The following is a 267-nucleotide window of genomic DNA, read 5'->3' on the forward strand; positions in this document are numbered from 1 at the left end:
CCGGTCCCCTTAACGTTCCAGCACCGGGCAGGCGTCAGTCCGTATACATCGCCTTACGGCTTCGCACGGACCTGTGTTTTTAGTAAACAGTCGCTTCTCGCTGGTCTCTGCGGCCACCCCCAGCTCACGGAGTAAATCCGATCACCGGTGATGGCCCCCCTTCTCCCGAAGTTACGGGGGCATTTTGCCGAGTTCCTTAACCATAGTTCACCCGAACGCCTCGGTATTCTCTACCTGACCACCTGAGTCGGTTTAGGGTACGGGCCG

Annotated in this window: 1 rRNA gene; it reads right to left on the bottom strand. The window is 58.4% G+C overall.

Annotation, left to right across the window (positions count from 1 at the left end):
• Positions 1–267 (bottom strand): 23S ribosomal RNA (locus tag R6V09_RS54895); the annotation flags it as partial.

It is taken from the genome of Streptomyces sp. W16 (assembly GCF_033194735.1).
GTDB lineage: Bacteria > Actinomycetota > Actinomycetes > Streptomycetales > Streptomycetaceae > Streptomyces.